Raw genomic sequence first — 22,147 nt, forward strand, 5'->3', positions numbered from 1 at the left:
CGGTGGCATAGCGGTGAGGTTCGTGCTTTCGTGCGCCGTTGACTGGCAGCGATAGGGGCTTCGCAGCCTCAGGTTTTGCGGGCGGAGGTCTGCGATGTCGGCATCGAACGCGCTGTTGCGCTGCGGCGTTCGCGTAACCACAGCGCCCAGCCGCAGATCAGGATCACCAGTTGGGTGCCGATGAGTACGGCAAACCCCGCGCTCAAACTTGCATGCTGCGAGGCACCGCTGTCAGACATCAGCATCATCACCTTGCCCATCACCAGTGGCATGAACGCGGATACCAACGCCCCGGTTCCGTTGGTGATGCTCATCGCGCTGGCCACGTGCTGTGGCTGCGAGTAGTACTGCACGGTGCTGGGCAAGGGCGGGGTCTGGATGCCGCAGAATACGCCTGCAACCACCAGACTCACCACCGCCAGGTACTTGTCGTTGACGTTGAGCGCAGTGAGTACCGCCATGGCAACGCCGATGCTGCCAACCACGAAGATCAGCGGTACCTGTCTGCGAGGAATACGATCGATGACAAAGCCGCTGAGCAACACGCCGACTATCATCGCGTACTGCGGCAGCGAACCGAGCCAGCCCATCTCGCGCAGGGCGAAGCCGCGTGCTTCCTTGAGGTAGGTGGGCAACCAGCTGACGCTGCCCCAGAGGTAGGCCAGGTAGGCGGCGGTCAATAGTGTGATCATCAGCAGGTGCCGTGTCTGCAATGCGCCGCTGAATATCTGTCGCACCTGCGCGACCATGTCACGCACCGAGTCGTGGCGTTGCTGGTAGACCGCCAGCTTGGGCATATGGATGTAGGCAAGCACCAGTGGCAAGCCGATCAGCAGGTTGATCAACCCAAGCACGTGGAATGCGCCCTGCCAATCGAGCATGGCGATCAGGCTGCTGATCAGCGGCATGCCGATGGCCAGCCCAAGGCCCGTTCCCATGTTGACCAGGGAGTTTGGCTTGCCGTTCTCATGGCCTTCGAAGTAGGCCTTGATGTAGGAGGAGGCCAGGCCGAACAGCGGCCCTTCGGAAATACCCAGCAGTACGCGCGAGAGCAGCAGCATCGCGTAGCTGTCGAATGAAGGCGACAGCAAGGTGACACCTCCCCACAGGATCAGTCCGAGTATCAAGCTGCGACGCACTCCGAGCAGTGCCGCGCAGAAGGGCGTCAGCACGAACGCCGACAGCCCGTAGCCAACCATGAACGCGGTGCTGAGCGCTGCCTGGCTGGCACGGTCCTCGGCGACCATGCCGAAGTGCTGCAGAAACTGCAGGTCCGTGACCATCAACGCGATATTCATGCGGTCGATGAATGAAATGGCGACGATCACCAGTAGCGTGGTGACGCCGAACCAGCGTGCACTTCGTGCTTGCATTGCACTTCTCCTTTGCATTGGTGGCGCATCTCGCGTGACAGGGGAACAGCTGGCAGCTGCGTTTGTGTTGGTAGATCCCGGGCAGTGCTGCGCAAGCTGTGCGAGTTGTGATCGCATCTCGACAGCTGTGTAGCCTTCATTTGGCTGGCGACCTCAGGTTGCCCGTGTGCTGCCGGAGCAGGTGTGTTCGGGCAGTACGCCGCTGCAGCTGGCGGACTGTCTCCAGTGCGGGCAACGCGTGGTGCGCGGGCGTTGTTGGGGTAACACCGCCGCCGCAGCGCTGTTTCAGTACAGTTTCTTCTGTGGCGGACCGGAGAAGTGCAACGGCCCGATCGCATCCATATCCACTTCCACCAATGCTGGCCCGGGGTGGGCGACGGCCGCGTGCAGCACGGCATCGAAGTTGCTGCTGTCGTCCAGCTTCCACGCGCGCATGCCCATCGCTGCAGCCAGTGCATGGAAGTCGGGTGCATGCAGCTGGTTGTAGTACTGGCGGTCGCCGAAGTGCTTCTGCTGTATGCCGCGCATCACTCCGTAACCACCGTCGTTCATTATCAGGAACACCACGTCCAGTTGCTCCTGCACAGCGGTGGCGAATTCGCCGATGTTGAGCATCAGGCCGCCATCGCCGATCAGTGCCAGGACCTTGCGCTGCGGGTTGGCGATGGCGCAGCCGATGGCGGTAGGCAGGGCCAGCCCGATCGCGCCAGCCAGTGAATGGATGTTCTGCAGCGGTTGCTGGAAGTTGAGCAGGCGGCTGCCCCAGGTACTGCCGGACATGGTGATGTCGCGGACAAAGATGCCGTCATCGGGCAGCGCACTGCGTACCGCATCCGACAATGTTGCGTAAGGGCCAAGTTGCTCGCGCAAAGCGTACTCTGCGGCGATGGTTGCCGAGCAGATGTCGTGATCGCGTAGCGGGTCGTGCTTGGGCGTCGGCTGCAACGCATCGGCCAGCAGCCTCAATACCTGTGCGCAGTCACCCAGCACGAAGGCCTCCATCGGGTAGCTGCGGTTGCAGGCCGCGGGGTCGATGTCGATCTGCACGCGCTTGGTCGTCAGCGACAGGCTGTAGGTGGCGGTCTCGTTGCTGCGCAGGCGTGAGCCGGCCACGATCAACAGATCGCTCTCCGCCAGCAGGCGGGCGACGTCGGTGGCGTTGTGGAATGCACGCAGGCTGCGCGGGTGGCTGTCCGGCAGGATGCCGCGACCGTGGGTGCTCGATACAACCGGAACACCCAACTCGGCCAAGCGCAGCACCGCACCGGTGGCGCCGATGGCGCCGCCACCTACCCAGAGCATCGGGCGTTGGGCTTGCTGCAGTCGCGTGGCCAGGTCCGTCACTGCAGCGACATCGAGTGCGGGAATCGGCAGCGGCAGGCGTTGGATGCTGCACGGCACTTCGATCCTGGCGGCCTGTACATCGATGGGAATTTCGATGCTGACCGGCCCTGCCGGCAGGCGCATTGCCTCCTGGATGGCACGCTGGGTGATGGCGACCGCCTGTTCGGGATGCAGGATGCGGAATGCTGCCTTGGAGCAGCCGCGCAGCAGACTCATCTGGTCGCGGGTTTCGTGGATGAAGCTGGCATCGCGGTCCAGGTACTCACGTTCCACCTGGCCGGTGATATGCAGCAGTGGCGTGCCGGCATTGAGTGCCTCCATCAACGCGCCGGCAGCGTTGCCGGCACCCGCGCCGGTGCTGGTCAAGGCGACGCCCAAGCCACTGTGACGGCCGTGCCCATCGGCCATCGCGGCAGCGCCGGCTTCGCCCCGCGCGGGCACGAAGCGGATCCTGCTGCGTCGGCCAATGGCGTCGGCCACGGGCAGATTGTGGATGGAGATGACGCCAAACACGGCATCTACACCATAGGCTTCCAACACGCGGACAATGGCTTCGGCAACGGTAATGCGTTCGTTGCTGTCCATGTACTTTGGCTCCGCGTGGAGGCCTGCATCAGTGGAAGGTGTGATCTGCTCGGTTGTCATGGCTTCGCTGCTCATCGGCTCCATCCCATTGGGGTACGTTCAAGTCCCAGATAAATGCTCTTCTGCTGCATGTAGGCCAGCAGGCCCTGGCGGCCTTTTTCGCGGCCCAGTCCGCTCTCCTTGAAGCCACCGAACGGTGTTGAGATGGAGAATTTCTTGTAGGTGTTGATCCACACCGTTCCTGCCTGAAGGCCTTTGGCAAGGTGCAGGGCGCGGCGGTAGTCACTGGTCCAGATACCGGCTGCCAGCCCAAACACGCTGTCGTTGGCCTGTGCGATCAAGGCGTCTTCGTCGTCGAAGGGCTGTGCGATCAGGACCGGGCCGAATATCTCCTCGCGGCAGGCGCGGGCGTTCGCGGGCAGGTCCTCGATCAGGGTAGGCAGGTAATAGCTGCCCATTTCCAGGTTGCTGTCGGCCGGGGCGCAACCGCCAAAGCGCAGGCGGCCACCGTCGGCCAATGCGGACGCTACATAAGCGGCGACGCTGTCGCGATGGGCATGGTTGATCAAGGGGCCAATGTGCACGCCGTCGTGCTCGGGATGGCCAATGCGCAGGCCACGCGCAACTTCTTCCAGACGCTCGATGAAGGACGCGTAGCGGGAGCGGTGCACAAATAAACGGGATCCTGCGATACAAGCCTGCCCGGCCGAGCTGTAGATGCCGTAGGCAACACCTTGAACGGCCAGTTCGATGTCGGCGTCGTCGAGCACGATGGTCGGAGATTTGCCGCCAAGCTCAAGCGAGGTCGGAATCAGCTTGTCGGCGGCAACATGCGCAAGATGGCGGCCGGTGCTGGTGCCGCCGGTGAAGGATATCTTGCGCACCAGCGGATGCCGGGCAATGGCCTCGCCGATGATGGAGCCTCGCCCGGGTAGCACGCTGAGCAGGCCGGCGGGCAAACCGGCTTGTTCAAACAGCCGGGCCAGCGCCAATGCTGCCAGCGGTGTTGCTTCGGCGGGTTTGAGTACCACCGCGTTTCCGGCAGCAAGGGCCGGTGCGATCTTCTGCATCTCGCTGGCAATGGGGGAGTTCCACGGCGTTATCGCGCCGATCACGCCGATCGGCTCGTAGCAGCTGAAGCTGATGAAGTCCGCGCTGCGTGGGCTGGGAAGTTCGCCATCCAGGGTTTCGCAGACAGCGCCGAAGTAGCGCGCCGTGGCTGATGCGCTGTCCACCAGCGCCCTGGATTCGGCCAGTGGCTTGCCGTTGTCGCGGGTCTGCAGGCGTGCAAGCGGTTCGCGCTGGGCGGCTATCAGGTCGGCGACGCGGTGGAGGACTGCGGCACGCTGGTGTGCCGGTTGCTCCCGCCACGCCGGGTTGCGCCACGCAAGCTCGGCACCGTTTATCGCGTACTCGACATCGTTGAGGTCGGCTGCATGCAGTTGCGCATTGATGCTCTGGTCGGCAGGGAATAGTGAGCGCATCAGCGTGCCGCCACCCTGGCGCCATTGCCCGCCCACCGGGATGTCATGTTCAATCAGCGGTGCCACGTTGTGGATGCTCATGCCAGCGGCTCCAGTAGCTGCCGGCAAGCGCGTACCGCACTGAGCGCAGCCAGCATCGATGTCTTCGGATTGCCGGGGAGCGGATGCGCGGCCAGCTCGATCGTCATCTCGCCGAAACCGCCGCGCGCATGGATGCGGTGGGTGTTGCGGCGGGTGTGTGGGTCCACCATGAGCAGCACCCGGGTCGCGTCCATGCCGATGCCATTGAGCGCGATGGTCGCAGCCACGTTCGCGTTTGCAGGGAAGGCATGTGCCGCCTCGCCGGCGGTGCCCTCGAAGAACACGGTGGGTTCGGTGACACTGTCGAGGTTGATCATCTGCTCGGCGGCCGAACCGCGCCAGCTGGCAGTTCCCTTGCGTGAGATGTAGACCACTTCGTCCAGGCCGGCTTCACGAGCAGCGGCGAGTCCATCCATGCCGGCGACGGCGCCGGAGAGCAGCTGCAGGGTCGCACCACCACTGCGTGCGGCGTATAGCAGCTGCTGGTAGAGCGTTGTGTCGGCCAGTGCGCCTACCGAGACTACGGCCAGCCGCCATCCGCGTTGCAATGCAGGAACGCCATGCTCGGAAAGCGCTGCATGGCCGGCGCATTCCAGGACCAGGTCCGGTACCGCGTCCAACTGTTTGATATCCTCAAGCACAGCGATGCCCCGTGGTTCCAGTTCAGCGGCTATGTCTCGTCTGAACTCAGCGGGGACGATCACCCAAGCCACGCTTACGCCATCGGGCAAGCGCGCGACGACTTCACGCGCCATGGCGCCATAGCCGATCAACAGGATGCGTTTACTGCAGGTGCGGGTCATTGCGGGAGAGCTCCTTGTGAAACCGGATTTCAGATCGAGCGGCGGCCATCACGAAACGAGGCTGTTGGGTTTGGGCCACGCGGCTGACGGCGGCTTAGACCTGGCGGTTGAAACCACCGGACACATCGATGCAGCTGCCGGTGGTGTAGGAAGCCAGCGGTGATGCCAGGAAAAGCAGGGCACGTGCGGGCTCATGCGGGCGACCCATGCGGCCCATGGGGATGCCGCGTCGCGCGGCGATACGAGCGGTCCAGTCGTTCCAGTCCAGATCGGTGTCACTGCGGCTTTCATAGCGGCGCCGCCATTGGCCGGACTCGACCATGCCCAGCAGGATGGAGTTGACCCGGATTCCTTTGGCAATCAGCTCCTGTGCCAGAGAATGGGTGAGGTTGAGCAAGGCGGCGCGGGCAGCGGAGGTGGCAATCATGTGCGGCTCCGGCTGCAGTGCCAATAGCGAGTTGACGCAGGTCACCGAGGCGCAGTCACTGACTTCCAGCTGCGGTAGGAAGGCCTGCAATGGATGCAGGACACCGAACAGCTTGAGCCGCGTTTCGTCAAGCCAATCCTCCTCGACGGTCTCGGCCAGCGAAGCTACGCGGCCCTGGCCGGCGTTATTGATCAGCATGTCGGTGCCGCCAAAGCGCGCATGCACCGCATTGGCGAAGTCGTGCATGGTGGCGCGGTCGAGAACATCGCCGCTGTAGGCCAGCAGCTCGGCATCAGGATACTCACGGCGGAGCATGCTTTCGGCCTCTGCCAGTCGTTGCGCATCACGGCCGCAGAAGGCCACGCGTGCACCGTGCGCCAGCAGCAGGCGGACGGTCTCCAGTCCAATGCCGGATGAGCCGCCGGTGACTACCGCAGTGCGTCCCTGGACTTCGAATTTCATGGTGTTCCTTTGGCAAGGGGTATGCCGCGCGCGGCTTCCAGCACGGTTTTGGCGAAGGACGCAGGAGCGTCCAGGTAGCAGGCGTGGCCGGCACCCGGCAGCAAGCGCAATGGGGCCTTGAGGCGTAGTGCCAGAGCGCTGACGTCAGCCGGTGGGGTGATGTTGTCCACGTCGCCGCTGACCACACGCGTGGTGCCGGACCACTTCGTCAGATAACGCCAGATGTCATCGTGAGCCAGCATCGCGCAGGCCTGCCCGAAGCCGGCTGGGCGCAGGCGCCGCATTGAGTCCTGCACGGCCGACAGGGCTTCAGCGGCGGGATGCGGGCGCAACAGACCCGGGGCACGTTGCAAGGCGTACTCCTCAGGGCCCAAGTTGGCCAGCAGTTGTACCCGCTCACTGCACGCACGTGTGCGTGCAGCCGCGGGTGCATTGGCATAGCCTTGGGCGGGGTCTGCAAGCAGCAGCACATGCACATGCTGCGGATGGGCGGCCGCATAGGCGGCTGCCATCATTGCTCCCAACGAATGCCCGACCAGTACGAACCTGTGCAGACCAAGCGCATCCACAAGACCGTGCAAAGCATTGGCATAGTCGCTTGCCTTGGGCTGCGGTTCGGCCAGGGCATCACTATCGCCGTAGCCTGGGGCATCCCAGGCAATGACCCGTACACGCTGCGTCAGCAGCGTCGACAGCAGCTGCCATGATCCAGCGCCGGAACCAATGCCATGCAGCAATACCACCGCGAGCCCACTGCCGCATTCGCGAAAGCTGATTCTGCGTCCTGCCACGATCTGGCAGCGTTGCTGCCAGTGCAGCGACTCGCTGGGCGAGGCGATACGGGATGCGCTAGCTGACATTGCAGTTGGCCTCAGTTGCGCTTGATCTTGGACAGCGGGTGATCCACCGGATAGGTCGGTATGCGCGGTTTGGGCGAGCCCAGCATCACGCACATCAGGGCTTCTTCCTGGCCGTGGTTGAACAGGCCGCGGTAGATGCCCGGCGGGATCGAGATGAGGTCGCGCTCGGTCAGTTCGGTTTCGAAGCGTTCGCCGTTTTCCTCCAGCGTCAACATGATCTTTCCACGCAGTATGAAAAACACCTCTTCGACATCATCGTGCAGGTGCAGCGGACCTTCGCACTGGGCTGGGAGCACCATCGTCGAGAATGTGAAGCTGTCCGAAGGGACGGTGTTGTTGTCCGCGCCAACGCCGGTTGCACCGGTACCCATGTAGCGCATCTGTGCACGCCGGTACTTGGGGTCGAAATCGGCCTGGAACTTCAATGCGTCCCAGTCATAGCTGCGGCTCTGGTAGCGCGCGATGCGCGGCTGCATGCGCTCATCAAGACTGACGGTGCTCTGTGCGCGTATAGCGACGTCTGGCTTACTCATTGTCGATCTCCATGTCATTCAACAAACGGTGGCCGGCATGTCGTCGTCGGAGGGTGCCGGGTTCTCCCAGCGCTGATCGCTGGGCAAAGCGCTGCCGGGCCCGCTGTGCGCGAGCACGTCAATAGGTGTTGTTCGACGGCGGCGCGCGGTCAGCGCAACGTCATCAAGTCATAGTTCGGGTTGGCCAGGTCACTGGCATTCAATGGGCGTGAGGTTGCCATCCAGCGTCGCCCGAGCTTGATGGCGCGCGGGTCGCTGAAGGCGACCATGTGTTGCAGACGACTCTGCTTGTCAAGTTGGAAGTAGATGTCCCGGCCATCGGCGCTGGCGCGGTGAACGCTGATGTTGTGCTGCGAGTGCAGGCCGAGGATCTGGATGTTCATGCCGTGCTGATCGGACCAGAGCCAGGGAACGTCGTCGTAATTTGCGTCCAGACCCAACAGGCCGCGGGCCGAGGCAATGCCCTGGTTCTGCGCGTTGGCCCAGGACTGCACGCAGAGCCCGTGTACCGGATGCTGGGCAACATCGCCTGCTGCGTAGATGGCCGGATCGCTGGTGCGGCCACTGCCATCCACGACGATGCCGTGGTCGACCTTCAGGCCAGCCGCCTGTGCCAGCTCGGTATTGAGTTGTGCGCCAGCGCCAACCAGTACCGTGTCGTAGACAAGTGCATCGGCTTCTGTGCGCACCTCCACACCCTGAATTGTTTGCGTGAGAGAAAGATCGCCGCATTGCAGTCGCAAGGTGATGTCCTGCTCGCGATGCAGGCTGGCCAGACGCTCGGCAACGTCCGCACCTATGCTTCGACCACACAAGTGTGTTCCGCGCTCGTAGATGACGACTTCGATGCTGCGCGTACGCGCCATCGCTGCAACTTCCAGTCCAATCCAGCCGCCACCAACGATGGCCATGCGCCGGCAGCTGTGCAAGCGCTGGCGCAGCAGGAGTGCATCATCTGCGCTGCGTAGCACGACGACGCCTTCAAGCTGCGCCCATTGCGGATCAGGCAGGCGTGGGCGGCTGCCGGTAGCAAGCAGGAGCCGGTCGTATGGCAGTGAAGTTCCGTCATCCAGAATCACGTTCTGCGACTGCCGTTCGATGACGCAAGCGCGACGCGGTCGGTGCCAGTGCAGGTTCAGCGCGTCAATCGTGTCCTGTGGGAACAGACGCAACTGCGCCGGCTCGCGCTCACCGCTCAACACATCCTTGGACAACGGCGGGCGCTCGTAGAAGTCGTGCGATTCATCGGCGACCACACTCAGGCGCTGGGCATAGCCCAGGTCACGCAGCGTCTTTGCTGCCCAACCCGCTGCCTGGCCGCCGCCGACGATGACCATGTCGCGAATAGTGTTCATGCGACGGGCACCTCCCTGGCGCGGAGTTGGCGGCGGGTGTTGGCATCAATGCCGCCTTCGACTGCCCACTCGGTGAATGATTCAACCGAGTGTTGCAGTTCGCGTGGCGTCCACGCTTCGGTCAGGTGATCTTCATTGGTGTAGAACTCGAAAGCGCCGCCGGTTGGGCTACGCACATACCAGAAGTAAGCAGAGGAGATCGGGTGTCGGCCGGGGCCGAGGAAGGTAGCCCAGCCAGCACGGCTCATCGCCAGTCCGCCGCCGAAGACTTCCTGGATGTCGCGCACGGTGAAGGCGACATGATTGAGCCCGCGCGCCTTGCCCGGGCGGTGCAGCAGGAACAGGTCATGGTGGCCGGCGCGGGCGGAAACGCGCAGGAAAACGCCGCGGCCGACATAGCGGTCGGAGACCTGGAAGCCAAGTTTCTCGCGGTAGAAACGCTCCATGGGCTCAAGTTCATCGACGAAGAACACCGCATGACCGATGCCAATTGGCGTTGCTCTCTCGTATACCGGGCTGGGTTGATCCACGCGCCGCATATCCCCCCATTGGTTGATCGGTGGCGAGGGTTGCAGTTCCACCGGACGTCGGGTGCTGAGCCGGAACTGCAGGGTCATGCCATTGGGGTCACGACAGCTGACACCTTCGGCATCAAGCGAGTAGCCCGGTTGCCCAACCAATGCTTCGGCCAGGTGCTGCAGGGCTGTTGCGGAGGCGACACCCCAGGTTACCCTGCGCAGGGTGGATCCAGGCTCGATGGCCTGGGGCAGCCTTGGATCGTCCAGCGGGTAGAGCGTTACCCGTGAGCCGTCCAGTGTTTCCACGCTGTGGCAGCCATTGCTGCAACGCGCGGAGGCGACTGGACTCAGGCCGAAATCGTTGAGGAAGCGCTCGCAGTCCGCAAGGTTCTCGACTCCAAACTCGTATTCTTCAATACCGATGATCTGCATGACTACCATTCCAAAGGGTGGTGACGGGGCGGTGAGGCCAGCGTGACAGGCAAACGGCGACAGCTATGGGTATCGGTTGGATCCAACATCGATCCAGCTAGGACGCGTGCAGGAATCCCTCGATTTCGAGCGCGGCTTTCTTTACCTGCATGCTCAACGACAGCTTCAGGTCCGGTGGCAGCACCGAGCGCGGAACCATTACGCTGATCGAGGCCAGTACGTTGCCTTCGCGATCACGTAGCGGATAGGCCACCGATGACACGCCGGGTTGATAGAACGACTCGCTGATGGCGTGGCCGCGAGCGCTGTCGGTGCCAAGCAGGTCGATCAGTTCCTGCGGTGTCTTCGGGCCCTGCTCGGAGGTGAAAGAAAAATTTGGCTCCGGGAACAATGTGCTTACCTCCTGCTCTGGCAGGGACATCAGCAACACCCGGCCGATGGCGGTGCAGTGCGCGGGAAGGCGGGTGCCGACGCCGACGCCCAAACCGATCTCGCCGACCGCGCTTGCCCGCGCGACGTACACGATGTCGCGCCCATCCAGCACGCACAGGTGCGCGGAGTAGCTGCTCGTGTCGCGCAGGCGCTGTATCACCGGCTGGCCGATCTGCACGATGTCCATCGATGACAGATAGTCAAAGCCGAGGCGCAACACGCTGATGCCCAAGCTATAGCCGCCGCTGGCGGTATTGCGGGTGAGGAAACGCATCTGTTCCAGTGTCTGCACCGTGCGGTACACCGAGGCTTTGGGTAGCCCAGTGCGCTGGCAGACCTGGGTGAAGCTGAGTTCACCTCGGTTCTGGCCAAACAGCAGCAGCATGTTCAGGCCCTTCTCCAGCGCCGGCACCATGTAGCGGTTCTGTTCTTTCAGCGATGTTGCCTGGGGCGATAACATTTCCGCCATCCTTCTAGTTGAAAACAAAGCCGCCGTTGACGGGCAGGGTCTGCCCGGTGACGAAATCAGAGAGGTTTGAAAGCAGGTACAGCACCGTGCCGTCGATGTCGGCCGGGAACTGCGCGCGTGGCAGGCTGCGGCCGTTCTGGTACAGCGCGTGACGTTCAGCCGGGACGTACTCGGTGGCCTCGCAGCGGGTCAGGCCCGGCGCAATCGCGTTGACGCAGATGCCGTCGGCACCCAGCTCGCGCGCCATGGATCGGGTCATTGCCAGTACGGCGCCCTTGCTTGCCACATAGGCCAACAGACGCGGTGCACCCCATAGGGCGGTATCGGACGCGAGCATCACGATCTTGCCGTTGCCGGATGCACGCAGATGGGGCAGGGCGGCGCGACTGACCAACCAGGTACCACGGACATTGACCTGCAGCGTTCGATCCCAGACCTCGGTCGCCAGCTCGTCCATCAACGGCCCGCCTATGCCGGTGGCAATGGCGGCGTTGTTGACCAGGCCGTCAATTCCACCCATCAGTCGCGCGGCCTCGGCGACGGCGGCGTCCACGGACGCGGGATCGGCGAGGTCGATCGCCACCGCATCAGCCTGCGCGCCTTCCGCGCGCAACTGCTGCAGCGCGCCGCTGGTATCCAGTACGTCGGCCACCACTACCCGCGCACCGGCGCGGGCAATTGCCGAGGCGAAGCTCAGGCCCAAGCCGCGTGCGGCGCCGGTGACCAGTACCTTGCGTCCGTCCAGCAAGAGGTGTTTGACGACAGCCTTGCTCATGCGTGCGCTGCCTCGTTTGCAGCGGGTGCCAGCGCCGACTGGTGGTCGAGCTGGCGCTCTGCCATCTTCTGCATTGCGCGGCGCACCCGGGTCAGCCCGGCATCATGCGCATAGAGGAACTCCTGGTTGCGTGCCCCGGGAGCGAGGTTCTCCAGAATCAAGCGATCCTGCTCCAGCACGTCCCAGTGCAGTTGCTCCAGGCGCGTGCGGTACATGAAGCGCCAGACATCGCGCTGCCACCCCTGCACCTTACGGATCCGCCAGAAGAAGACCCGGCAATTGGCCTCGTCCACGGGCACGGTCATGCCCACGATCCAGAACGGACCACCTGGCCCGAACTGCGCTCGATAGGGGATGGATAGACGCAGCCAGAACGCGCCGCTGTGACCAAATTCGACCCAGTCGAAGTTGACGCCGCGCTGGCCGGTTTTCTCGAAGATGAAGCCGGTGTTGGTGGGAACCACCTGCATTTCGGCGCTGCGGTCGCCTTCGGCCATGGAGTGTGAGGCCGCGTGCAGGTAGGCACCGTGCATAGGGTCCATGACATTGTCGATCGCATACTGGTAGCCGCACTGCCAGCCTGCGGTGCACAGGAAGTTGCTGTACTGGGCGCCGTCCTCCAGTTCCTCAGGCAGGAGCAACGGTGGCACCTCCGCCTGCGGATCGAGGGCGAAGTACAGGAAGATCGCGCCATGCCGTTCCTGCACCGGGTAGCTGCGCAGGCACTGGCTGCCTACCAGCGGGCAGGCGCTCACCGCGGGTACATCCCTGACCGTGCCGCTGCCATCGACCTCGACGCCGTGATACCAGCAGGCAATGCGTTCGCCCAGGTTCCAACCCATCGACAAACGTGCCCCGCGGTGTGGGCAGCGATCTTCCAGTGCATGCACGCGGCCGCCGTGATCGCGCCACAGCACGATGTTTTCACCCAGGCGGGTGATGCCCAGCGGGGCATTGGATACTTCCCAGCTCGCGACGACCGGGTACCACAGTTCGCGCAGGCCGCGGCGCAGGTGCGCTTCAATCGCTGTCTTGCTTGCCATCAATGCTCCCTCCCAGGATGCGTTGCGTGTGCAGGATCAATAGCCCAGAGCGGCAAAGGCTTTATGGAACGAGACTTCGGTCCAGGCTTTGCCGCCGGAGTCGTAAACGCCTAACTCGTTGAGCTGCTGGACCAGATCGGCGACCTCGCTGGCACCGTTGCTGAAGGCTTGCTCAAGCGCGTGTACGAGCCGCAGTTCGTGCTCGTTGGCAGCACGGGTACGGGTCTGCCAGACGATGTTGTCGTAGCGGCCGGGCTGCTCGATGGTGCCTGCGCCCGGATCATTGGTAGGCAGCGGCTTCTGCCACTGCTTGAGCTGCGGATTGAAGTCGAGTTGCATACTCATGCGACGTGCTCCAGGCCCGCGTCGATGCTGGACAGATCGATCTGTATGTCCTCGCCCTGCATCCGCAACGGATAAGTGCGCAGGTCACGGCCGCCAGGTTCGCGCAGGCAGCGGCCACTGCGAATGTCGAACACCGCCTCATGCAGTGGGCATTCGACCTTGCCGTCTTCAACGAATCCCTGACTCAGCAGGGCATAGGCATGCGGGCAGACATCTTCCAGGGCGTAGTAATCGCCATTCACCAGGAATATGCCGATTTCCTTGCCAGCGACCTTGGTCGCGAAGGGATATTCGTCGCGTACCTGCGACTGATTACAAACAGTTTTCCACGTCATGCTGTTCTGCCCGCTCATCGGTGTTGAGGGTGAGGTTTTATATTTGAAACTAAATCTCATTACAGAAACTACGATTCAACATAGCAGTCACTGGTTTGGCTGCAATAAGGAAAGTGGCCGTTTACATGTGCTGGTATTCACAGATTCGATACTTGGCGTGTTTTATTTACTTTGAATTTGCGAAGTGGGTGGTGTGTGCCCCGGAGGCTGGCAGCATTGGTTTGACTGGTGAAACTAAATCGCCATTCATATGCCTTGATTCAAGAGGTTCTGCCCTGTTTTGCGTGTTACAAGGCGCCCGTTTGTATTGCGTATTGCGCGCGTGCTGGAACCCAGGGGGCTGGATGCTGGAGGTGCGTATTGGTGATCCTGCGTAGTGCTGGGGAATATCGGTATGGCTGGGTCGGTAAATGACCAAGGCTGCGCAATGTGGGCGCCTGATGGTTTTGAACGAGAACCAATCTGTTCGGTTGAATATAGAATTGGTTATTGCCGGGTTTCTTTGGGATTTGTCTTAAAAGGGGTGAGCTTGAGTAGAAACTGGAGTGGGCTTGGCAGTGTTGTTTTATTCATTCTTGTACTCGCGGCGGCGGTGGGCGCTAAAGGAAGTCGGTTGCGAGCCGATATATAGGGCAGTTCTCCGCGCGGACCTTATCTGTTTCTCTCATGGTGATTATTTCGGCAGTGCTTGCAGCGGTTGTGGTCGGAGGCTTGGTCTGGCTCTGGCTGCGCGGCAATGACGAATCGGCGCAGCCGCAGCGACGTGCGTATTCGATTCCGGCTGCGGGGAAGGACGGCGCCGTGTCCGAGGCCCGCCCGCTTGTCTGCACCGAAGATCTGCAGAGGCGATTTGTGCTCGCTGCGCTAGGGAGCGCCGATGCAGGGGCCGATGAGCTGCGGGTGCAGCGGGCGGTGGTTGATGATGTGGTGGCGGCATTGAGTCGTGCCGACATGTCTTCGCGCTACACGCCACGGCGGCCGAACCTGCTGCCGCAGCTGATCCAGAGCGTCAATGACAGCGCCGCCTCGTCGCGTTCAATCGCCCGCATCATCGGTAGCGATGCGGTATTGGCAGCCACGCTGCTGCGCATCGCCAACAGTTCACTCTATCGACTGCAGCAGCAGGACGTGCAGAGCATTGAGCGGGCGGTGACCCTGATCGGCAACGATGGTATCCGCCAGATCATTTCCGCTGCGCTGGTACAGCCGGTGATGGAGTCGGCCAGGGGAGAGGACGCAGAGTTCGCACGGCTGCTGTGGGAGCACACCTTGCGGGTGTCACTGGCTGCGGCCGATCATGCGCGCAGTGTCGAGCACGAGGACGGGTTTGCAGCACAGTTGGCTGGTTTGCTGCTGGGGCTTAGTGCGGCCATGGCGATGCAGGCAGCCGCAGACGTGCTCGCCAAACCGCCGTTACGCATGCGCGAGCCGGGAACCCTGCTGGAAGTGCTGGCGCGGTGCCGGGGGCCTACCGCAGTGCGGATTGCCGAACACTGGAAGTTGTCGGCGCCCATCGTGCAGGCACTCAAGCAGGTGGATGCAGGTGCAGCGACAGGTTTGGCGCGGTCATTGCAGGTTGGTCAACTTGCGGCCAGCGCGGCAATGCTGCATGCGCAGGGTTTGATGAGCGAGGCAGATGCCTGCGCGGCGCTCGCCGTGGAGCTACCCGAGCATGTGGCGATGTGGCTATGGAAGCGCATGCACCAGGCTGATGGCGTGCAGGAATGAAGTGTCCAGGCGAGGGCGACGCGGGCTGGGGCGGCCTCTCCGTCGGTCGCAATGCGGTTGCTGCTATCCGACATGGCATACAACCGCGGGTCCAGTAACGTAACCCGGGTAAGCGCAGCCCACCCCGGTGGCGAGGACTTGGTGATCTGTCAGGCTTTCTGCCATCGGCCTTGGTGCCCAGCGCTTGCTCGGGCTACGGTTGGGCGGATATCGAGTAGTGTGTCGATGGCGTGGTTCAGAGCTGCGACTCCAACGGCAGCCAGCTGATCATGCGCGTGCTGGTGCGCTGCATGAGGCTGGTGTCCGGTTCGGTACGCAGGCTGATTGGAGGGGTATTGTTGCGGTCCAGCCAGCGCAGTTCGTGGTCCTTGTTGAGATAGACCCAGTAGCTGAGCTCTGCACTGGATAGGCGCAGGTATTCCTGCTGCAACCGCGCGGCCAGCACCGGGTCATCGAACAGCGCGCCCATTTCGGTATTGAGGTAGGCCGAGCGCGGGTCGAGGTTGAACGAACCGACGAAGCCGCGGCGATCATCAATGACGAAGGCCTTGGTATGCAGGCTTGCACCGCTGCTGCCGAAGGTGGATGCCTTCTCGATGTGGTCACGGGCCTTGAGTTCGTACAGCTGCACGCCGCCAGCCAGCAACGGGCGCCGGTAATGCATGTAGCCGCTGTGCACGGCGGCTACGTCGTTGGCCGCCAGCGAGTTGGTGATGATGCCGACCTGCACGCCGTTCTCGGCCTGCTGTATCAAGCCCTTGGTGCCGACCGCACCGGGCACGAAGTAAGGCGAGATCAGCAGTGATTTGTGTTCAGCGCTGCCCAGTACCTCGACCAGCCGGGTGACCAGCCATTGGCTGCTGTCGCCACCACTGGGCTTGCGAGGGGGATCGGAGTGGATGCTCACGCCGTCAGTCCAATGCAGGTCCAGCTGCTTGCTGAGATAGGCATCGGTGAAATGCGCTCGCACGCGCTGAAGATAGGGTTCGGCTTCCTGTTGGCGGGCGTCCAGCTCGGCCTGGCTGATGAAGTTGGCCATCTGCTGGTCGGTGCTGTAATGCAGGGCTGCAATCGGCACCACGGCGTCGCTGTTCCAGAAGTCATCGAATACCGTGCTGGCTTCGCTGGCCACCGGACCGGCGAGCAGCAGGTCGAGGTCGCGGAAATTCACGTCCGGGCGCGCATCGAAGTATTCGGCGCCGATATTGCGGCCGCCGACGATGGCGACGCGGCCATCGGCGATCCACGCCTTGTTGTGCATGCGGTGGTTGATGCTGAAAACCCGCTGCACCATTTCGACCAGGCGCCACAGGCCATCGCGGTTGCGGAAGGGGTTGTACAGGCGGATCTCGATGTTGGGGTGATTGTCCAGCGCCAGCATCTGTGGGTCCAGGCCGGCGGCGTTCATGTCATCCAGCAACAGACGCACGCGCACGCCGCGGACGGCGGCCTGGTAGACGTCATGTGCCAGCAGGTGGCCGAGCATGTCGTCGTGCCACATGTAGTACTGCAGGTCCAGGCTGCGTCCGGCCTGGCGGGTGATGATGGAGCGTGCGGCGTAGGCTTCGAGCCCGTCGGAGAGGTAAACCGCGCCGCTTTTGCCCGGATGTTCGGCCAGCAGCGGTCGCAGTTGGCGGTCGATCAAGGTCTGCTGTGCCTGCAGCGGCAGGGCGTGTGAAGGCGCACCGACTGCCTTCGGGGTGAGGTGGTCGCCGAGCAGCAGGCCGCTGCCCATCAACAGCAGCACAAAGGCCAGCAGATAGGCCAGGAACCGCAGCAGGCGTCTGGGGCGATGCTTGTTTTCCATGGGCGCATCCTAGCGGTGTTCGTGATCAGGCGTCAGTTTGTCCTGATTCCATGACGTTCCGGGGGTGCGGGGAGCGCCCCCGTTGGGCGAGAATCGGGGTTTGCGTTTGCCGCGAGCCCTGTGATGACCGAACGTTCTTCCTCCTTCCGAGCGCCCAGTCTGGTGCTGCAGATTGTCATTGGCCTGATCGCCGGCATCGTGCTGGCGATGGCCTGGCCTGCCGCTGCCACCGCTGTCGGCCTGCTCGGTACGGTATTCATTTCCGCGCTGAAGGCGGTTGCACCGATCCTGGTGCTGGTGCTGGTCACGGCCTCCATCGCCAATCATCAGCAGGGGCAGAAGACCCATATCCGGATGATCCTGATGCTGTACATGATTGGCACCCTGGCCGCGGCCATGGTTGGCGTGGCGGCCAGCTTCCTGTTCCCCAGCACGTTGACGTTGAAGACGGTTGAAAGCGCCATGAGCGCGCCGGGCGGCATAGGCGAGGTGCTCAATACCCTGCTGATGCAGATCGTCGACAACCCGGTGCACGCACTGCTCAACGCGAACTACATCGGTTTGCTGGCCTGGGCGGTGGGTCTGGGCCTGGCCCTGCGCCACGCCAGCCAGACCACGCGCAACCTGGTCAGTGATTTCTCCGATGCCATCACCTGGGTGGTGCGGTTGGTGATCAAGCTGGCGCCGCTGGGCGTGTTCGGTATCGTTGCCTCGTTGTTGGCCGAGTCCGGTCTGGGCGCATTGAAGGACTACCTGCATCTGCTGGCGGTGCTGATCGGCGCGATGCTGTTCATGGCCTTCGTTGGCAATCCGCTGATCGTGGCCGTGGTGACCCGCCGTAACCCTTATCCCTTGGTGCTGCGCTGCCTGCGCGAGAGCGGTATCACTGCGTTCTTCACCCGTTCCTCGGCGGCCAATATTCCGGTCAACATGGAGTTGTGCCGCAAGCTCGGCCTGCATGAGGACACTTATTCGGTAGCGGTGCCACTGGGCGCGACCATCAACATGGCCGGTGCGGCGATCACCATCTCCGTGTTGACCCTGGCGGCGGTGAATACCCTGGGCTACGCGGTCGATGTGCCGACCGCGCTGCTGCTCAGCGTGGTTGCCGCTATTGGTGCCTGCGGCGCCTCCGGCGTGCCGGGTGGCTCGCTGTTGCTGATTCCACTGGCCTGTGGCCTGTTCGGCATCTCCAATGAAGTTGCCATGCAGGTGGTCGGCGTCGGTTTCGTTGTCGGCGTGGTGCAGGATTCGGCTGAAACCGCCTTGAATTCGTCCACCGACGTGGTGTTTGTCGCGGCGGCCGAACAGGCACGCGGGCGCGCCTGATGGCAATGGCCGGGCGCGTCACGCCAGCGGTACGCATCGGCGTTTCGATAGCGATTGCGACCGGTCTGTATGGCATCTCGTTTGGTGCGTTGGCGGTGGCGTCGGGTTTCAGCGTGGCACAGACCGCCGCGCTGAGCCTGTTGATGTTCACCGGTGGCTCGCAGTTCGCCTTCATCGGCGTGATTGGTGCTGGTGGTGCAGGCGCGGCGGCGTTCGGCGCCGCCACCTTGCTGGGCATCCGCAACGCGGTGTATGGCGCGCAGATCAACCGCATGTTGCGCCCGCGTGGCTGGCTGAAGCCGTTGGCGGCGCAGGTCACCATCGATGAATCGGCCGCCACTGCGGCAAGCCAGAGCGATCCGCAGGAACAGCGTCGCGGCTTCTGGGTAGCGGGGCTGGGCGTTTACCTGTGCTGGAACCTGTTCACCCTGCTCGGCGCATTGCTTGGCGATGCGTTGGGTGACCCGCGCCAGTGGGGCTTGGATGGTGCGGCTGTGGCGGCCTTCCTGGGATTGCTGTGGCCGCGACTACGTTCACGCGAGCCGGTGGCGATTGCCGTGGTCTGTGCCTTGGTGACGGTGCTGGCGCTGCCGTGGGTGCCGCCCGGGGTGCCGATTCTCCTGGCTGCGGCAGTGGCCGCGGTTTGGGGCTGGTTTGGGCATGGCCCGGCGGATGAGGGGTTGGAGCCCGATGTCGCGCCCAAGGTCGAGCAGGAGTCGGCACGATGACACTGTGGGCGTGGATCGTCTTGGGCTGCGCTGCCGCGTGGGCGATCAAGTTCGCTGGCTACCTGGTGCCACTGCGCTGGCTGGAATCACCGCGCATGAACCGCGTTGCAGGCTGCCTGACGATAGGCCTGCTGGCCTCGTTGACCGCGATGAACACCGTGTCGGCCGGGCAGGGGCTGGCCTTCGATGCGCGCATTGGCGCGTTGCTGGCCGCGGCGGTCGCCCTGATGCTGCGGCTGCCGTTCTTGCTGGTGGTGATTATTGGTGCGACGGCCGCGGCGGTGATCCGATTGCTATAAGCGCAGTTGGCGGATGTGGGGGCGGCGTCAGCCGCGAAGCTGACCATCTCTCCGGTCACGACACAAAACGACGCCTGACGATCTGCAGTCGCAGGCGTTCGGCACACGGCCCATTCACCGGCTTCGCGGCTGACACCGCTCCAACAAGACCTGAGGGGCCTTGGCCTAGAACTTCTGCTCGGCTGCCAGGTAGCGCCACTGGCCTTCGGGCATCTTGCTCAGGCCGATGCGGCCGATGCGCAGGCGACGGATCTGTTCGGCCTTGAGGCCAACCTGGCTGCACATGAACTGCAATTGGCCCGGGCGCACGTCCTTGATTGCGAAACGCAGGCGCTGCTCGCTTTGCCAGCTGATCTTGGCCTGCGGCAGGCTGCGGCCTTCATGGACCAGGCCATGGGTGAGCCTGGGCATCGCCCACGGGGTCGGTTCGCCGCTGACTTCGACCACGAACTCCTGTTCCAGGCTGGCGCCGGATTCCTGCAGGTGGCGGCGTACGCGCCAATCCTGGGTCAGCACGACCAGGCCGCTGGCGGCATCATCCAGCGGCATCAGGTAGTCCAGGCGCTGGAAATGACGGCGCAGCGAACGGATGCCGGAGGCGTCGTCGGCAAAGCGGTTGTCGTCGGCCAGCAGCGCGAACAATTGTTCTGCGGTACAGCCAGCCGGCTTGTTGATCAGGAAGGTGGCGGCTTCAGCGGTTTCGGTGCTGCCTTCGGCGGCCAAGGTGATGATTTCCTCGCTGACCATGGTCTGCGGGGTCTCCACGACCACGCCATCGACGCTGATCCAGCCGCCTTCGATGTACTGCTGGGCCTGCGAGCGCGAGCACTGCAGCTGCGCGGCAACGCGCTTGTCGAGACGGATCGGGGTGGTCATGGCGGCTATGGGTTCTACGAAGGGCGGGGAGTGTAGCGCTGTGGCGAGGCCGGGGCGATGATCGGCTCAGGCGGGTTCATGTTCCAAGGCGGTCAGGTACAGGCGCAGGTCGAACTCCAGCTGGTGGTAATCCGGCTCCATGTGCAGGCACAGCTGGTAGAAGGCCCTGTTGTGGTCGGCCTCTTTGATGTGGGCCAGCTCATGCACCACGATCATCCGCAGGAACTCGGCCGGGGCCTCGCGGAACACGCTGGCAATGCGGATTTCGCGACTGGCCTTGAGCTTGCCGCCGTGGTTGCGGGAAATGGCGGTATGCGTGCCCAGCGCGTGTTTGACCACCTGCAGCTTGCCGTCATACAGCACCTTGCCCAGTGGTACCGACTGGCGCAGGTGGCGCTCCTTGATGGCCTGCACGTAGTCGTAGAGCTGGCGGTCGTTGCGCACCGGATTGGGCTCGGCGTAGCGCTTGCGGACCGCTTCGCCCAGCTTGCCCGCGTCCAGCAGCTCGCGGGCGCGCTGCTGCAGGTGTTCGGGATAGCCATTCAGGTATTTCAGCGGAAGCATGGGCATTTGGGCGGGACAGGGCAGGCCGCTATGATGGCAGCCTCGGCAACAGAACCATGAACAACGACGATGGCAAAGGGTAATCCACTGCAGGAACAGCTGCTCAAGGTTGGCCTGGTGAAGAAATCGCAGGTCTCGCAGGTGGCGCGCGAGCAGGTCAAGGCGCGCCACGGCAAGGGCCCGGTCAGTGCGACCGAGAGCCAGCGCGAGGCCGATCGCGCCCGTGCCGAGAAGGCCGAAAAGGACCGCCAGCTGGCCGCCGAGCGCAATGCCCAGCGTCGCGCCGACGAGCTGCGCGCGCAGGCCAAACAGATCATCGCCGACCGCAAGCTGCCGCGCGCCGGTGAGCTGGAATACCGTTTCAACGACGGCGCAGTGATCCGTACGATGCTGGTCACCGAGGCGCTGCGCACCCAGCTGGCCAATGGTGCGCTGGTGATCGCCCGGCACGGCGACAGTTTCGAACTGCTGCCGCGCATGGCTGCGGAAAAGGTGCGTGAGCGTGACGCCAGCCTGATCGTCCTCGACCACGGCCAGAGTGCGGATACGCCGATTTCCACCGGCAATGCCGAGGACGATGCGTACTACGCCCAGTTCCAGGTGCCTGACGACCTGATGTGGTGAACGCTGTGCTCGCGCCGCTTGGCGCGGGCCGACGCCTGTGGTGAGCGGCCAGCCCTCCGCCGGTGGAACTTGTTCAGGCAGCTGTACGCCTGGCCGCCAGCCCTTGAATTGTGTCCAGGGAGGCGGCAATTTGCCTGTGTTGCTGTACGTGGAGACAGGACATGGCTACCGGTTGGGCGGGCGACACCGCCGTTCAGGATCAGATTGACGCCACCGTCGAGGACGCGATCAAGCGTGCGCGCAGCCGCATGCCCAGCGGCCCGGGGCTGGAACATTGCGAAGAATGTGATGCGCCGATTCCAGAAGCACGGCGCAAGGCCGTGCCCGGCGTGAGGTTGTGCATTGCCTGCCAGCAGGCGCAGGACGAGGACGAGGCGTTTGCCGGCTATAACCGGCGCGGCAGCAAGGACAGTCAGCTGCGCTAGGAACGATGGCTGTGTCTGTGCCTGTTGTGGTCGTCGCTGTGGTTTGCGGCTTTGGCTGTTGTTTCAGCCCTGCTCCTGCTCGTCATCCTCGCGAAGGCGGGGATCGCTCTG

Annotated in this window: 23 protein-coding genes; 6 read left to right on the forward strand and 17 right to left on the reverse strand. The window is 63.4% G+C overall.

What is annotated here, in order from left to right:
* Window positions 1-68: 68 nt before the first annotated feature.
* The 14 genes from ACVOLI_RS10230 to ACVOLI_RS10295 all read right to left on the reverse strand — a co-directional run bounded on the left by ACVOLI_RS10230 (window position 69) and on the right by ACVOLI_RS10295 (window position 13,656).
* Window positions 69-1,373 (reverse strand): MFS transporter, encoded by a 1,305-nt coding sequence (locus ACVOLI_RS10230; protein ID WP_481534525.1) that lies wholly within the window; start codon window positions 1,371-1,373, stop codon window positions 69-71.
* A gap of 285 nt (window positions 1,374-1,658) precedes the next feature.
* The gene (locus ACVOLI_RS10235) at window positions 1,659-3,302 is read right to left on the reverse strand and encodes a thiamine pyrophosphate-binding protein (RefSeq protein WP_481534526.1); all 1,644 of its coding nucleotides are present in this window, start codon (window positions 3,300-3,302) and stop codon (window positions 1,659-1,661) included.
* A gap of 71 nt (window positions 3,303-3,373) precedes the next feature.
* Window positions 3,374-4,867 (reverse strand): aldehyde dehydrogenase, encoded by a 1,494-nt coding sequence (locus ACVOLI_RS10240; protein ID WP_481534527.1) that lies wholly within the window; start codon window positions 4,865-4,867, stop codon window positions 3,374-3,376.
* A complete protein-coding gene (locus tag ACVOLI_RS10245; protein WP_481534528.1) occupies window positions 4,864-5,670 on the reverse strand; it encodes an aspartate dehydrogenase in 807 nt (268 codons plus the stop codon). The genes ACVOLI_RS10240 and ACVOLI_RS10245 overlap by 4 nt, the downstream gene beginning before the upstream one ends.
* A gap of 94 nt (window positions 5,671-5,764) precedes the next feature.
* A complete protein-coding gene (locus ACVOLI_RS10250; RefSeq protein ID WP_481534529.1) occupies window positions 5,765-6,559 on the reverse strand; it encodes an SDR family oxidoreductase in 795 nt (264 codons plus the stop codon).
* Complete coding sequence (locus tag ACVOLI_RS10255) at window positions 6,556-7,419, reverse strand: alpha/beta fold hydrolase (RefSeq protein ID WP_481534530.1); 864 nt, start codon at window positions 7,417-7,419, stop codon at window positions 6,556-6,558. Before ACVOLI_RS10255 ends, ACVOLI_RS10250 begins: the two co-directional genes overlap by 4 nt.
* Before the next feature lie 11 nt (window positions 7,420-7,430).
* Window positions 7,431-7,952, reverse strand: coding sequence for a cupin domain-containing protein (locus tag ACVOLI_RS10260; protein WP_481534531.1), 522 nt, complete (start codon window positions 7,950-7,952; stop codon window positions 7,431-7,433).
* Between the two features lie 149 nt (window positions 7,953-8,101).
* A complete protein-coding gene (locus tag ACVOLI_RS10265) occupies window positions 8,102-9,307 on the reverse strand; it encodes an NAD(P)/FAD-dependent oxidoreductase (protein WP_481534532.1) in 1,206 nt (401 codons plus the stop codon).
* Entirely contained in the window at window positions 9,304-10,257 is a 954-nt protein-coding gene (locus ACVOLI_RS10270) for a VOC family protein (RefSeq protein ID WP_481534533.1), read from the reverse strand. Before ACVOLI_RS10270 ends, ACVOLI_RS10265 begins: the two co-directional genes overlap by 4 nt.
* 97 nt (window positions 10,258-10,354) lie before the next feature.
* Window positions 10,355-11,149 carry an IclR family transcriptional regulator gene (locus ACVOLI_RS10275; RefSeq protein WP_481534534.1) on the reverse strand — a complete coding sequence of 265 codons (795 nt, stop codon included), beginning with the start codon at window positions 11,147-11,149 and terminating at the stop codon, window positions 10,355-10,357.
* 13 nt (window positions 11,150-11,162) lie between these two features.
* A complete protein-coding gene (locus ACVOLI_RS10280; protein WP_481534535.1) occupies window positions 11,163-11,933 on the reverse strand; it encodes an SDR family oxidoreductase in 771 nt (256 codons plus the stop codon).
* The gene (locus ACVOLI_RS10285) at window positions 11,930-12,976 is read right to left on the reverse strand and encodes a Rieske 2Fe-2S domain-containing protein (protein WP_481534536.1); all 1,047 of its coding nucleotides are present in this window, start codon (window positions 12,974-12,976) and stop codon (window positions 11,930-11,932) included. The genes ACVOLI_RS10280 and ACVOLI_RS10285 overlap by 4 nt, the downstream gene beginning before the upstream one ends.
* Before the next feature lie 36 nt (window positions 12,977-13,012).
* Window positions 13,013-13,321 carry a recombinase-like helix-turn-helix domain-containing protein gene (locus ACVOLI_RS10290; protein WP_481534537.1) on the reverse strand — a complete coding sequence of 103 codons (309 nt, stop codon included), beginning with the start codon at window positions 13,319-13,321 and terminating at the stop codon, window positions 13,013-13,015.
* Complete coding sequence (locus ACVOLI_RS10295; protein WP_481534538.1) at window positions 13,318-13,656, reverse strand: non-heme iron oxygenase ferredoxin subunit; 339 nt, start codon at window positions 13,654-13,656, stop codon at window positions 13,318-13,320. The genes ACVOLI_RS10290 and ACVOLI_RS10295 overlap by 4 nt, the downstream gene beginning before the upstream one ends.
* 666 nt (window positions 13,657-14,322) lie before the next feature.
* Here ACVOLI_RS10295 and ACVOLI_RS10300 point away from each other — a divergent pair.
* Window positions 14,323-15,384 carry an HDOD domain-containing protein gene (locus ACVOLI_RS10300; RefSeq protein ID WP_481534539.1) on the forward strand — a complete coding sequence of 354 codons (1,062 nt, stop codon included), beginning with the start codon at window positions 14,323-14,325 and terminating at the stop codon, window positions 15,382-15,384.
* 235 nt (window positions 15,385-15,619) lie between these two features.
* On the opposite strand, the gene ACVOLI_RS10305 is transcribed toward ACVOLI_RS10300, so the two are convergent.
* Complete coding sequence (locus ACVOLI_RS10305) at window positions 15,620-17,191, reverse strand: phospholipase D family protein (RefSeq protein ID WP_481534540.1); 1,572 nt, start codon at window positions 17,189-17,191, stop codon at window positions 15,620-15,622.
* Between the two features lie 123 nt (window positions 17,192-17,314).
* On the opposite strand from ACVOLI_RS10305, the gene sstT reads away from it, so the two are divergent.
* From sstT to ACVOLI_RS10320, 3 genes are read left to right on the forward strand one after another with little or no spacing between them, the layout of a single operon-like run.
* Window positions 17,315-18,520 (forward strand): serine/threonine transporter SstT, encoded by a 1,206-nt coding sequence (gene sstT, locus ACVOLI_RS10310; RefSeq protein WP_481534541.1) that lies wholly within the window; start codon window positions 17,315-17,317, stop codon window positions 18,518-18,520.
* Window positions 18,520-19,248: an AzlC family ABC transporter permease gene (locus tag ACVOLI_RS10315; RefSeq protein ID WP_481534542.1), complete on the forward strand. Its 729-nt coding sequence runs from the start codon at window positions 18,520-18,522 to the stop codon at window positions 19,246-19,248. Before sstT ends, ACVOLI_RS10315 begins: the two co-directional genes overlap by 1 nt.
* On the forward strand, window positions 19,245-19,547 hold the full coding sequence (locus tag ACVOLI_RS10320; RefSeq protein ID WP_481534543.1) for an AzlD domain-containing protein: 303 nt from the start codon (window positions 19,245-19,247) through the stop codon (window positions 19,545-19,547). The genes ACVOLI_RS10315 and ACVOLI_RS10320 overlap by 4 nt, the downstream gene beginning before the upstream one ends.
* Window positions 19,548-19,712: 165 nt before the next feature.
* Here ACVOLI_RS10320 and ACVOLI_RS10325 read toward each other — a convergent pair whose 3' ends face one another.
* Together ACVOLI_RS10325 and ACVOLI_RS10330 are read right to left on the reverse strand one after the other, a co-directional pair.
* Complete coding sequence (locus ACVOLI_RS10325) at window positions 19,713-20,423, reverse strand: rRNA pseudouridine synthase (RefSeq protein ID WP_481534544.1); 711 nt, start codon at window positions 20,421-20,423, stop codon at window positions 19,713-19,715.
* Window positions 20,424-20,489: 66 nt separating this feature from the next.
* Complete coding sequence (locus ACVOLI_RS10330) at window positions 20,490-20,987, reverse strand: M48 metallopeptidase family protein (protein WP_481534545.1); 498 nt, start codon at window positions 20,985-20,987, stop codon at window positions 20,490-20,492.
* A gap of 69 nt (window positions 20,988-21,056) precedes the next feature.
* Between ACVOLI_RS10330 and ACVOLI_RS10335 the strand changes: the two genes are divergently transcribed.
* A complete protein-coding gene (locus ACVOLI_RS10335; protein WP_481534546.1) occupies window positions 21,057-21,611 on the forward strand; it encodes a DUF2058 domain-containing protein in 555 nt (184 codons plus the stop codon).
* A 161-nt stretch (window positions 21,612-21,772) separates the two neighbouring features.
* Window positions 21,773-22,036 (forward strand): DksA/TraR family C4-type zinc finger protein, encoded by a 264-nt coding sequence (locus tag ACVOLI_RS10340; protein WP_282265397.1) that lies wholly within the window; start codon window positions 21,773-21,775, stop codon window positions 22,034-22,036.
* Window positions 22,037-22,147: the final 111 nt, after the last annotated feature.

This window comes from Stenotrophomonas sp. STEN029 (assembly GCF_056760015.1).

What these genes read in the sequence shown, in the direction of transcription:
- ACVOLI_RS10230 (WP_481534525.1), bottom strand. Translation starts at nt 1,373, where the DNA reads ATGCAAGCACGAAGTGCACGCTGGTTCGGCGTCACCACGCTACTGGTG.
- ACVOLI_RS10235 (WP_481534526.1), bottom strand. Translation starts at nt 3,302, where the DNA reads ATGGACAGCAACGAACGCATTACCGTTGCCGAAGCCATTGTCCGCGTG.
- ACVOLI_RS10240 (WP_481534527.1), bottom strand. Translation starts at nt 4,867, where the DNA reads ATGAGCATCCACAACGTGGCACCGCTGATTGAACATGACATCCCGGTG.
- ACVOLI_RS10245 (WP_481534528.1), bottom strand. Translation starts at nt 5,670, where the DNA reads ATGACCCGCACCTGCAGTAAACGCATCCTGTTGATCGGCTATGGCGCC.
- ACVOLI_RS10250 (WP_481534529.1), bottom strand. Translation starts at nt 6,559, where the DNA reads ATGAAATTCGAAGTCCAGGGACGCACTGCGGTAGTCACCGGCGGCTCA.
- ACVOLI_RS10255 (WP_481534530.1), bottom strand. Translation starts at nt 7,419, where the DNA reads ATGTCAGCTAGCGCATCCCGTATCGCCTCGCCCAGCGAGTCGCTGCAC.
- ACVOLI_RS10260 (WP_481534531.1), bottom strand. Translation starts at nt 7,952, where the DNA reads ATGAGTAAGCCAGACGTCGCTATACGCGCACAGAGCACCGTCAGTCTT.
- ACVOLI_RS10265 (WP_481534532.1), bottom strand. Translation starts at nt 9,307, where the DNA reads ATGAACACTATTCGCGACATGGTCATCGTCGGCGGCGGCCAGGCAGCG.
- ACVOLI_RS10270 (WP_481534533.1), bottom strand. Translation starts at nt 10,257, where the DNA reads ATGCAGATCATCGGTATTGAAGAATACGAGTTTGGAGTCGAGAACCTT.
- ACVOLI_RS10275 (WP_481534534.1), bottom strand. Translation starts at nt 11,149, where the DNA reads ATGTTATCGCCCCAGGCAACATCGCTGAAAGAACAGAACCGCTACATG.
- ACVOLI_RS10280 (WP_481534535.1), bottom strand. Translation starts at nt 11,933, where the DNA reads ATGAGCAAGGCTGTCGTCAAACACCTCTTGCTGGACGGACGCAAGGTA.
- ACVOLI_RS10285 (WP_481534536.1), bottom strand. Translation starts at nt 12,976, where the DNA reads ATGGCAAGCAAGACAGCGATTGAAGCGCACCTGCGCCGCGGCCTGCGC.
- ACVOLI_RS10290 (WP_481534537.1), bottom strand. Translation starts at nt 13,321, where the DNA reads ATGAGTATGCAACTCGACTTCAATCCGCAGCTCAAGCAGTGGCAGAAG.
- ACVOLI_RS10295 (WP_481534538.1), bottom strand. Translation starts at nt 13,656, where the DNA reads ATGACGTGGAAAACTGTTTGTAATCAGTCGCAGGTACGCGACGAATAT.
- ACVOLI_RS10300 (WP_481534539.1), top strand. Translation starts at nt 14,323, where the DNA reads ATGGTGATTATTTCGGCAGTGCTTGCAGCGGTTGTGGTCGGAGGCTTG.
- ACVOLI_RS10305 (WP_481534540.1), bottom strand. Translation starts at nt 17,191, where the DNA reads ATGGAAAACAAGCATCGCCCCAGACGCCTGCTGCGGTTCCTGGCCTAT.
- sstT (WP_481534541.1), top strand. Translation starts at nt 17,315, where the DNA reads ATGACCGAACGTTCTTCCTCCTTCCGAGCGCCCAGTCTGGTGCTGCAG.
- ACVOLI_RS10315 (WP_481534542.1), top strand. Translation starts at nt 18,520, where the DNA reads ATGGCAATGGCCGGGCGCGTCACGCCAGCGGTACGCATCGGCGTTTCG.
- ACVOLI_RS10320 (WP_481534543.1), top strand. Translation starts at nt 19,245, where the DNA reads ATGACACTGTGGGCGTGGATCGTCTTGGGCTGCGCTGCCGCGTGGGCG.
- ACVOLI_RS10325 (WP_481534544.1), bottom strand. Translation starts at nt 20,423, where the DNA reads ATGACCACCCCGATCCGTCTCGACAAGCGCGTTGCCGCGCAGCTGCAG.
- ACVOLI_RS10330 (WP_481534545.1), bottom strand. Translation starts at nt 20,987, where the DNA reads ATGCTTCCGCTGAAATACCTGAATGGCTATCCCGAACACCTGCAGCAG.
- ACVOLI_RS10335 (WP_481534546.1), top strand. Translation starts at nt 21,057, where the DNA reads ATGGCAAAGGGTAATCCACTGCAGGAACAGCTGCTCAAGGTTGGCCTG.
- ACVOLI_RS10340 (WP_282265397.1), top strand. Translation starts at nt 21,773, where the DNA reads ATGGCTACCGGTTGGGCGGGCGACACCGCCGTTCAGGATCAGATTGAC.